The 12,001-nt window shown below is 36.7% G+C and carries 5 protein-coding genes and 2 pseudogenes; 3 read left to right on the top strand and 4 right to left on the bottom strand.

Translation table 11 applies throughout. The annotated features are described in order from the left end of the window. On the top strand, positions 1-483 hold a 483-nt coding region (locus CDZ78_RS21705), incomplete at its 5' end, for a P-loop NTPase family protein (protein WP_087868879.1). A 263-nt stretch (positions 484-746) separates the two neighbouring features. Continuing rightward, positions 747-857, top strand: a pseudogene (locus CDZ78_RS04360) (IS6 family transposase); the annotation flags it as partial. Between the two features lie 446 nt (positions 858-1,303). On the opposite strand, the gene CDZ78_RS04355 reads toward CDZ78_RS04360, so the two are convergent. The 4 genes and pseudogenes from CDZ78_RS04355 to CDZ78_RS04340 form a co-directional block, all read right to left on the bottom strand. Then, positions 1,304-2,584, bottom strand: coding sequence for a pentapeptide repeat-containing protein (locus CDZ78_RS04355; protein WP_087868878.1), 1,281 nt, complete (start codon positions 2,582-2,584; stop codon positions 1,304-1,306). A 1,089-nt stretch (positions 2,585-3,673) separates the two neighbouring features. Next, positions 3,674-5,431, bottom strand: coding sequence for an ATP-binding protein (locus tag CDZ78_RS04350; protein WP_087868877.1), 1,758 nt, complete (start codon positions 5,429-5,431; stop codon positions 3,674-3,676). Continuing rightward, positions 5,421-6,673: pseudogene (locus CDZ78_RS04345) on the bottom strand (SIR2 family protein). The gene CDZ78_RS04350 and the pseudogene CDZ78_RS04345 overlap by 11 nt, the downstream one beginning before the upstream one ends. Positions 6,674-6,843: 170 nt before the next feature. Continuing rightward, positions 6,844-7,605 carry a toll/interleukin-1 receptor domain-containing protein gene (locus CDZ78_RS04340; RefSeq protein WP_087868876.1) on the bottom strand — a complete coding sequence of 254 codons (762 nt, stop codon included), beginning with the start codon at positions 7,603-7,605 and terminating at the stop codon, positions 6,844-6,846. A 1,379-nt stretch (positions 7,606-8,984) separates the two neighbouring features. Here CDZ78_RS04340 and CDZ78_RS24005 point away from each other — a divergent pair. Then, a partial coding sequence (locus CDZ78_RS24005; RefSeq protein WP_307190453.1) for a site-specific DNA-methyltransferase occupies positions 8,985-12,001 on the top strand: 3,017 nt, incomplete at its 3' end.

The raw sequence follows: 12,001 nt of genomic DNA, 5'->3' as shown, positions 1-12,001 counted from the left end.
ATGTATTATGATGCAAGACAACCAGAAACCCTATCGACTCTAATGGGTGCAGCCATTAATAGTGATGGTTTTTGCATTGTTGATAGCGGTGGTAATCGCCCCAAGTTTGATAAATGGATAGCGGAAAGCGTTGATCTTGTTTTAATGCCTGTTATCCCAGACCCCGAAGGCGTGGACATGGCAATAAAACATATGCAACAACTAGAAGAGTACGGGGCTAAAAATGTAAGGTTCATTATGAATATGGTATCAAGTAATGAAAATGAACATTTACGCGACTTTAGGGAATATTTTTCTAAGCTTCCAGAGGGGAAGATTATCGGAAAAATTAAGAAAGTGGCAGCCGTTAAACGATTACGAGAAAGTGATATAGAGCCTTTTAAAACGCCGCCTAGTAATGTTAATAACCTATCAAGAGCATTATATTTTACCGTTAAAGCAGCCCTTGAGAAAATCGAAGGAAAAGAAATAGAAGCGGAATAGTATGATTGAATTATCAAAGGCATGTGTTATCAACTGTAACCTGCAAACTCTTTGCCATTCGTTGCGATCTAGCCACATAAAGAGCCATGTGGGGCGACACACACCTCAAGGGTTATAAGGGTGTATTTTTGTGATAAAACGCCTGTATACGCCACTAGGTTTGCTTTTCCTAACCACGCCCTTTTTATGGTTCTGTCGCATAAATCCCCCCTCCCGACGTTATCTGCTATCATAATTATCAATTTCAATAAAAGGTGGATCACATGCTCAGCTTCAAAGGCACTCACTTTCAAAAAGATGTCATTCTTTATGCTGTTTTCTTTTATGTCAGGTATGGCGTTTCGTATCGCGACCTTGAAGAAATTATGTCGGAATTTCGTGAAGTAGCATGGCGCGCCTGTGTGTACTTTTTTAACATGGGTTTTATTAACTATAGCATGAGATAAGTTTTTTAACAGTCTTTTTTAACATTATTAACTATAAATAAGGTCTTGTTAATGGTAATTAGCTGTGTTGATGGCGATGTTAAAAATACACTTGTTTTTTTAACACATTCAGTGACTCTAATATTTACACCTAATATGTCGTATCTCAGCTATATGGATGTGTCCGATAATTCACATATATACGTATAATTGACACTCTCTAATGTGTCATTTTTGTCTGTGGTAAAAAATAACACATTTCAACTGTTTAGAAATAAGATCACGGCTAGGACGCAACACAAAATACTTGCCGCCACTTGTTGATGAAATAGTATTCATCAGAGCAACTGTCCACTTCCATAAAGTTAACAGGTTTTTAAATGTGAGAGTGAATTTCAGAGTCGAAATCTATTACGCAATCCTAAACCTATTAAAAATAAAAACACAAACGAAAACAGGCCTTGAATCAGACTGAAAAAGTACATCCACTCTTGCACTGTCCCGCATGTGAACAACTTGTTAAAATTGTAATTTTCTGATGTACGACCAGCAGAGACGAATGGAAGCGCTTGTGAGAGCGAGTACAAAAAACTATTTTCCATATTCAAATTACTGCAATATCCATAGAATCCCCAACTAACTGCAATGCTCACAAGAAGGCAAATAGTTGGCCGCGAAATACTCTGCCCATAGACACATAGCTTATCAAAAAAACAATCTAATATCCGACTAGGCTTGCTCTCACACTCACAACGTTTAGCACGCATTTCCATGACATGGATGTCCAGTGCCTGTTGGTAGCTTTTATTGTCTTCTGCGATCTCTTTAAGGCGGCATAAACTTTCACCGTCACCCTTTTTATAGGTATTAGGATGATTAACCTTCATTCTATCTAATGACACTTGATTAGTTAATTTGGTATTGCTTAAGTTTGGTATGCAGTTAAAACTATTGTCTGATATATCCAAAGATTTATTAAAAATACTGTTCCGAAAAGATAATCCGTTCAATTTATCTGAGCCTTTCAATGAACGAAACGATACATCACCTTTAAATTCACAGTACTCAAACATCATATCTGAATTCTCGAATTCAGCCTCTTTGAAAAACAGTCTTCCCTGTCCGAACTTCGTTCCATTGAAATGCACGCCTGCCCCTCTGAACTTAGCCTCTGTGAAATACACTCCTCCCTCCCCGAAGTCCGCCATCATAAAAAACAAAGACTCTCTAAACTCCGTTCCTAGAAAATACACATCCCCTTCCCCGAACTTAGCAAAGTCGAAATTCACATTTTTACAAAATATGGCTTCATGAAAAGATACAACTCCTTTCCCAAACTCTGTGTATTTAAACCTCACAAAACTTTTAAATTTGACCTTGTCGAAATTAACATTACCCTCACCAAATTTGGCGTTATCGAAATAGACTACAACACCACCGAAATTGGCCTCTTCGAAAATAACGTGCCCTTTCTTCGGAAATCGATACCCTGAAAAGTTAAATTTGTCACCATATTTCCGGTACTCTGGAAAATCGACACCTGAAAAGTCCACTTCCGTATCATCGCCATGTTTTTCAACATAAGCATTCCATCTTTCTTTACCTGCTAAGAATTCATCTAAGGCTTCGTTGTCATTCCCAGATATAGTCTTTTTATCTTTATAGTTAGTGTTCATAGCTAATCTTCCTATTTTTGTTTTTCACGTGCGCGTACAAGTAAAATTAGCTCCTGTAATGCTCGCAGCCCGCATTCCACAATTTCTGAGGTGTACCGTTCATGTGGAGAATATATTGGCTCCCTACGGGACGTATTGATAAAGCATGGATAACGAAAAGATGTTACCCACACCTTACCAACACTAGCCAACACATTCTCCACAATCACTATCAATCACAGTAGATTTATTGCCTTTGCTATAATTCCTTATCCCGAACTCAGGTTATGTAATCTTATCTAGTGAGTGTCGAATTTCAGGATTATCAATGGGATCCTCGATGGCGCGATCTTTAGGGCTGTATCGTACAGACGACTAGAAACTTAAATGTTAAGTGCGCTGTAGAGTTTAGCAGGATGTTCAATGCCATAACCCACACCCCTCGTATTCATTTAAAAAGGGGACAGATTAGTTTTATGGTTGAAAATGTTTTACATCGACAAGACCATCACGAGAATTTCAAGATCAAAACAAAGGAAGCTGAAACTTGATCTTGACCTAAGGTCTATATCAATTTGTGAAATTTCAATCTTAAAATCCACTCAAACAACAGCTCGATCTATATCTAATAATGCGTATATTTCTATCTTGAATTCCAAGAAAAAAATCAGAAAAAATTAAAATACGAAATCGACCTTAACCCAATAAAATCAAGGTAAACGTCAATTAAACCACACATTCTAAACCTCTTTAAAAAAGGGCAAGATAATACCTCCAATTAACTCCAGAGGTATTTATGAGGGCTCTGTCGCAAAAAATAAATATTAGTGTAAAAATCAACTGTAACCTTTTTTATGCAACCAATGGATAAGATACCATCTAGGAGAAATACTTTCTCATCCCATCCGATAAACTAGTGAGAAAGTCAGGTACTATATGACATTCATGAGAATAATAACTTGAAAAGTCGCACTATTTTTAGTCAAACATGCGAACCTTCTTTGGCTGAAATTAAATCTTATGATCGTAGGTAATAGGGTGATTTTGTTTTTTGCGACAGAACCCTATCAAACGCCTCTACATATTCATCTGGTATTTCGAGATATTCTGCTATTCTGCTATTCTGCTATTTACAACCAATTTTCGCTGCCAAGCCACAGAATACTCCGCACTTTTCGATGTTGGCTTAATGATTGGTTTTTTCATTTTAACCGTCATCGGAAAGGGAAAGTCAATCCCTAACAACAATGCTTCACCTTGACTCAATGTTGGCAAAAATGATGCTGAACGTTGATCCATTGTTCCAACAGCTCTTTTAACAACCTCTTGGTCATGATAATTAGTTAGTCTGTGAACAATCAAAGAGCCGACCTGACTTAATACATCTTCAGGTATATCTCTTGGACGTTGTGTTGCAATAACCACATTCAGACCATATTTACGACCTTCTTTTGCAATATTTCCAAATGAATCTAATTTAATAGCAGTTGCTTCATCTCCAACGGTTTTATTTAAAAACTGATGTGCTTCATCTATAAAAACTAGTAATGGATCAGTATGATTAATGTTTCCGCTTCTTGCCAATTCCATTAGCTTTCTACCGATAGCATTAACTAAAATTTCTCGGCTGTTTGCTTCATATGATACGGCTGATAAGTCAATTCTAAGAAGGCGGCTATTTGTTTTATTTGAGGAAAAATCACTAAGTAGACTCGGAATCTCCTTATTTCCTTTGGCATCAATCATCCATTTCAAATGCGTGTTCTCAGAGTAAGACTTTATCCTTGATATAAGGCTCATACAGTAACCAATATCACCATCGGATGCCCCACCCCAAACTGATTCATCTATGACTTGTTCTTTACCGAAACCTTTTTTAATCGAAGGCCAGACACATTCATGAATAATCTGATCACCAATATTTTTGAAACACCAATACTGACTGTCTTTTTTATCCATCATTTCATGAGCTTGATTATACGGTTCTTTTGCCTCTCCCGATTTAACTAACGAAGATTGTTCATTAATGACAAGCCCTTGCGGATTTTTAAAATACTCAGCAACAATTTTTTGGCTCAAAATAGCAGCACTTAACTTAGGCATTTGTGTCTGTGCTGAAGGACGTAAAAAAGCAAAGATGTCAGATTCTGGCAGTCTCCAATGAGGAAATATAACCGTATTATCAGTATTAGCCTTTTCATGCATACCTACGTAATAGGTCTCACAGTCTAAATCTGAATACTCTCCAGTTGGATCTAATATTAGAGCTTTTCCACCATGTCGCTGAACTTCTTGTATCAGTCTTGAAATGGAATAACTTTTACCACCACCTGTAGCACCTAAAACAGCACAGTGCCTTGCAAAAAGTTTGTCTGGGGTTACTGTAATGTTTACTGTTGAATCATATAGCAGTTCAGCTATATCTAATCTTATTTCATCTTCTTTAGAATCACCTTCAGCTAAAATAGATATTAGCTTGGGATGAGCAGAATAGATTTGGCTACCTAACCTTGGATGATTTTTGATGCCACGGTATATTTGACCTGTAGCGGTGTTAACGCTTGTCAACAACTGAATAACACCAATAGGATTATTAAACCCATTCTCAATAGATATAGCATCTACGGAAAGTCTTTCCGCCCCATCTAACCAAACTTGCACTAATCGACCTAATACAGCAGTTTGACCACAATCAAGGAAAACAAATTCGTTGACTTCACCTGCTGCAACACGGTCTCCCAAATACCACTTTGCTTCACCTGATCCTGCGTCAGATAGGTTTGCGGTAATCTCTGCTGGCGAAATATTAATAGCACTACCAATTCTTCGATTAGAATCATAAGGGGTAAACCAATCACTAGAACGCATTAGTATCAACCTTATCCATTGCAATTTTTTCAGCTAATGACTCAAAAGTTTTGAATAGTCTTTCTTCTGGAGTTTCTTTTCTTCGTTCTTGTAACAAGTTAGAAAATTGCTCAAAAGTTGCATCAATGATAGAAATTCTTTTATCACCATATTGGATTGCTGAATCCAATAAGCTTCTAATATCCTTACTAAATGAGCTACTTTCACTAAATGGATCTTTTGTTGCAACAAGTAAGCTAAATTCTGCATTAGTCCTGAGAGCCATCGTAACGGCATTATTAATATGCTTATCATTAAAGCCGAATCCTAAACATACCAATGCTGTTTTAGGTTGCTGAACGCTATTAAGAAACGAAGACATCATATCCAAATACGGAGAATCATAAGATGTTTGATACTTAGAACTGCTAGGGTAAATGAAAACAGGCTCATTTATAGTCGCTTTATAATCGACTTTTTTTACTCGCCCATGTTCACGAGTCCAATTTACAGAACCATGCATCTTATACAAGTGGAGTACATTAGAAATGTAGGAACTTGAACTTTTAGATTGTCCGCTTCGATCAACAATATCGTAACGATACCATGCTGGATTAAAATAGCTTGGCGATGAAAATTCAAAACCATCAACAACAACAAAGCCAGTGTTAGCAGCAGAATGTTCGAAAGCCAAATCATAGTTAGTAGTAAATAATTTGAGTCGTTGTTGCTTAGGACTTCTTCGCCCTAAAGTTCTTATAAATTTATTATGTGTAGCCCAATCATTTGAATCAATGGCATCGGTAAAGTTTGTTTCATCTAAGATAACTTTCTTTGACTGCTCTAAAAAAGAAACGAGTTTGGTAGTATCATCATCATCAGGAAATAGCGCTATATACTGATCACACAAAGAAAGTAATAACTCGATATCATTCCAAGGCTCTTGAGTTGTGTCATCTCTTTTAGTTTGGTTTTTATCATACTGAACAGCATTAAGAACAACATCGAACTGTTCAGGATTTTTTTTTTACACTTTTCCCACAATAGCCCCATACTTGGTGCTATATTAGTGAAAGTTAATGAAGTACCCGATCCAGCAAGAACAATTAAATTATCAAAATCTAATAGGCTATTGATACTAGTTAATAGTACCTGATAATATTCATCATCATTTTTATTTGGTGAATCAATATCAATTGGGACTGGGACTTTAACGCCGTCTGTTCTTCTGACGAAGGATGATAAAAACTTTACTTTATTCACTTACTTAACCTATCTCTGAGCCGTTGATGATTATTCTCCTATTATGCCATACGAGCATAGGCTTGGATGTGCTCTGTTCAAACTCAACCACTATGCACTGAAAGTGCATAGGTTGCGACTGGACTGAAAGTCCAAAACTAACTATTCAAGAATCATTCTTCCACTATATTTTATTTCAAAAATAAAGGGCATTCAATCGCTGGATCAAATTTTTCATCTTCAACATCAAAACCATATATTTTGCAAAGCAAGAACAGCTTATCCCAATCCTCTTTACTAACCCTATTTTTATGCTCATCGTATGAGTGATAAAAAATAATATGAACAATCTTACTTACTATCTCTTTTTTTGAATATAGGTGATTATAAATATATAGTGGGAAGTCTTTATCTGGAAATTCAGCTGCCTCAAAAATATTAAACGCAGGTCCGTTATCACTATTCACCATCAGCTCACCATGCCCCCAAAGAAAACGCCATTGCGGGTTTTCATAGCTTGGAGAAACACCACGAATAGGTGCATTTCCAGAGATTTTTCCAGAGATTTTTTCTGATATCAGTGAGAGCTCCATAGAACTATTAAGAGCAACAATATTAGCAATTGAAGCATTCCAAACTTCAATTTGTTTTTTATCAATACCATGCCAAATAGGAAATAACTTCGTCTTATTCTCGACCATTTTAGAATTTAATGTATTAAGCTCGTATTGTGTCCAATTCTTAGTTGTATACTCGGGCGAAATGATCACAACAGCGAATTTACAAAATGTTAAAACAGCATCAATCGATTTTGCAAGATTATCACCTACCTCAAGATTTAAAGGCGCAAACCATGTTGCTAATCCAAGATGGTTCAGCGATGTTACTAATTTAGTAGCATATTCCTTATCTTCTGTGGCATATGAAATAAAGATATCGTGTTGTTTATTCATTCATTCTTTCCTAAAGCTATCTAAAAAAATACGCGGGGAGTCCATAGCTGGCAGTATATCGCAAATTTTTCAATCTCTGTAATACTCGTAGGCCGCATTTTTCAAATTTTGCGATATACCGTTCATGTGGTGAATATATTGCCTCCCTACGGGACGTGTTGGTAAGGTGTGGATAACAGAAAAGACGTTACCCACACCTTACCAACACTAGCCAACACATTCCCCACAATCACTCTCAATCACAGCAATATGGTTTCTCTTAAACCGCGCTCCGCGCATCAATAATAAGCAATGATAATTTGTAAGAATAAAAAGAAAAGAAGCCCAGACGCGAAGAGCAAGTGTGGGCAAGAACACCCATTAAACACATAGATTGTAAGGTTTTACCTGTTTATCTTTCCCACTCAAAATGCTAACGATTTTTTAGCTATTTCGAGAGAGAATAAACAGAATAATCGAGTTTTTAAGCCCCTTTTACCTCCGCCCTGCCCCTGCGCTATAGAATATATATAAATATATCCCCCTGTACAGCTACGCAGCATATTTGCACTATAAAATTCAATTCCCGCAGGTGAGACGGTATAAACCCGCGACTTCTACTTTATACAAATATGATCTTACTGACTACCTCTACATACCCTTGATCGGTAGCTCTGTCCTGACCTATTCCAATATCATCTAATCCAAAATAGGGGCTGGGCTTGAAAGAAGAGAAGAAAAACCAAATTGCTTACAAATGAGAAGCTAATTAAGATATAATTAACGTTCGTTTGATTGCAAGAGTTGGTCTCTTACTTTCAAGCTGTGGTGAGTGTTTGAAGCACTCATACACAACCTTTATTAAAGGCAAAAAACCCAAGTACTTAAAAATGCTTGGGTTTTTTTTTGCCTTTAAACCCTAAACTTTAAAAGTTCGGGGCTTGTTTCTAAACCTGAAATAAGAAATATCAGGTTTCATTACCGACAACTTTAACTCATACCCCCAATACATACAAGTTTAGCTGTAGAGCATCTTGCAAAATAACGACTATTCCACGCTCTGATGTCAAGAGTAGGACTCGACACAAGCCCCTCAGAGGCGCATTAACGCCCCGCTCTAGCTCCCTACTAGCTATACCCCCCCCCCTAGAAGAATACTATAAAGCCCACAGAGAGCAGAAAACAAGGTCGTCGGCTTATAATACCCCATAGGGAAATAAACTTTGAACGAGCAGGGAGCTTTAAGGTGGCTTTAAAAGCATTCCTATTGAATAAAGACCTTCGCCAAACGTTTTAAACTCCTTTCACATGAAACCCTAATTGCGGTGATATAACATGGCTAACGGGATAAAATTACAGTTTAAACGACTACTACCACAGCTTATTAAGGATGTATCGTGATCGAAAAATTAAAAATGCAAACCCCGAATATTACTGAGCAGAACATGGAACAGATTGCCAAGCTATTTCCTAATGTGATGACAGAGACCCAAGATAAAAATGGCGAAGTACAAAAAGCGATTGATTTTGACCTATTGAAACAAAGTTTATCCAGTGTCTTAGTGGATGATGACGATGAGCGTTACCGCTTAGATTGGCCCGGAAAGAAAGCCGCATTATTAAAAGCCAATACCCCGGTTACTAAAACTCTACGTCCGTGCCGAGATGACAGCGTTAATTTTGATAACACAGAAAACGTGTATATCGAAGGTGATAACTTTGAGGTATTGAAGATCTTACAAGAGTCATACCTAGGTAAAATTAAGATGATTTATATTGATCCTCCTTACAACACAGGCAAAGATTTTATTTATAAAGATAATTTTACTGCTAAGAAATCAGATTATGAAGAAGAGTTAGGCATAACGGATGAGGAAGATAACAAGCTGTTTAAAAACACCTATACCAATGGCCGATTTCATTCTGATTGGTTGAGTATGATGTATGAACGCTTAGTGGTGGCGAAGGATTTGTTGAAAGAAGACGGGATTATCTTTATCAGTATTAATGATAAAGAAGTGCATAATTTAAGAGAAATTTGTGATGAAATTTTTGGTGAAGATTGTTTTATTGCTTGTTTAATATGGGATAAAAATCACAGTGCGCAAGCAGGTGTATTCAAGGCGTACCATGAATATATTTTTGTATATGCAAAAAATATTGAGCTTATTGATACCCCAACAACAGGAAATGGAGATTTATTTGAAGCAGGAGCAATGAAAAGAGAATCTGGTCGTCACCCTATGTCAGAGTTTACATTTCCTGCTGGAGTGAGATTTAATGCAAATGAGGGTACAGAACTAATAGATAACTGGGGAGGAATTGAAAAAGTTGAACTACTTAAAGGTAGAATGATTTCTTTCAGTGGTGTAACCAAAGAAGAAGTTACTTTGAAAGCTGCCTACACTCAAAAAAACCAAATGAAGCAATATTTTTATGGTGATCGCGATAGTTTATTAGACTCAAGGGGGCAGAAAATAACAGAGTTTTATTTTACAGCTAAAGGGAAAATAAAAATTGTAAAAGAAAGAGGTGTTGAAACACCTCAAACAACACTTAACAACTATGGCTCTCAAGGAGTTATTTCAACAGCTTTCGCAAAGTTATTTAAACTAAGCCAAACTCCCTTTGACAACCCAAAACCAATAAAACTAATAAAAGATTTCACTAAATGGTTTGTAGATGAAGATAGTACGACTCTTGATTTCTTCTCAGGCTCTGCCACCACCGCTCACGCAGTCATGCAACTCAATGCGGAAGACAACGGCAACAGAAAATTCATCATGGTACAGCTCCCCGAAGCCACCGATGAAAAATCAGAAGCTTACAAAGCAGGTTATAAAACCATTACAGAAATAGGCAAAGAACGTATCCTCCGTGCTGGTAAAAAAATAGTCGAAGACAATCAAGATAAAGCAGGAATTGATAAACTGGATATTGGATTTCGCGTCTATAAAACTGACTCAAGCAATATGAAAGAAGTCTATTATCACCCTGAACAGCTAACCCAAGATGACATTTTTTCTTTAGAAAGCAATATCAAGAAAGGCAGAAAGCCTGATGATTTACTCACCCAAGTTATTTTAGATTTAGGGCTGGAGCTTAATCTACCAATTGAGCAAAAGGAAATGCATGGTAACAACGTATTTATTGTGCAAACCAACGCCTTAGTCGCCTGTTTTGATCTAGGTAAAATCAAAATGATTTATATTGACCCGCCTTACAACACAGGCAAGGATTTTATTTATAAAGATAATTTCGCAGCTAAAAAAGCAGATTATGAAGAAGAGCTAGGCACAACGGATGAGGAAGAGAACAAGCTATTTAGAAATACCGATACCAATGGCCGTTTTCATTCTGATTGGTTAAGTATGATGTATGAACGCTTAGTGGTAGCTAGAGATTTATTGACAGAAGATGGCGTAATCTTTATTAGTATTGATGATAATGAAGTTCATAATTTAAGGGGCGTTTGTGATGAAGTGTTTGGAGAAGAAAATTTCCTAATTCATTTTTCTTGGCGGACAGATGGTAATTTTGATAATCAAGCAAAGTTCAAAAAATGTCACGAATACATTCTTAGTTATGCAAAAGATGAGCAGTATTTTTTAGCCCCCCCTGTTATTGATCCAAGTGTACCAAATGACAGTAAATTGTATAAAAATGAAATAATAAATACGATTGTTAAAAATGGACCCAAAAATCCTGTTAGTTCAGTTGTCTTACCTAAAGGTTTCCCTGCGAATATAGATGAAACAATTATAGAAAAAAGGGTCACACAATGGCCTCACTATTCACAAGATGCCGTTATAAAAAATGGAAAATTATTTGAAGAAGTTGAAATAAAAAGTGGATGGAGTTCAAAAAGTTTATTGATAGATTTTATTAAAAATAAGTACAAAGTAGTCACAGATATTAAGGGACAATCATCAAGGTTTGTTATTTCTCCGACTGGTGCAATAGAGGTGATAAAAGAACGATCAACTATACAAAGTCACGTAATTTCATCGTTGGAAAATTTAGGAGGTCCGCAAAAAGCAGGGGCTGAAATAAAATCTCTTGAAGTTGTTTTTGATGATTATCCAAAGCCAGTTGAACTGGTTCAGTACTTATGCAAAATGATTTATAGAAGTGATGACATAATCCTAGACTTCTTCTCAGGATCCGCCACCACAGCTCACGCAGTCATGCAACTCAATGCGGAAGACAACGGAAACCGAAAATTCATTATGGTACAGCTCCCTGAAGCAACTGATGAAAAATCTGAAGCCTATAAAGCGGGCTACAAAAACATTGCAGAAATAGGTAAAGAGCGTATCCGACGAGCAGGTACTAAAATAGTAGAAGACAACCAAAATAAAATAGGCATTGATAAACTGGATATTGGCTTTCGCGTCTATAAGACAGGCTCAAGTAA

Origin of the sequence: Bathymodiolus platifrons methanotrophic gill symbiont, from assembly GCF_002189065.1 — a bacterium.
GTDB lineage: Bacteria > Pseudomonadota > Gammaproteobacteria > Methylococcales > Methylomonadaceae > Methyloprofundus.
Note: the sequence above shows the minus strand (reverse complement) of the source record. Positions and strands in the feature narration are given on the sequence as shown.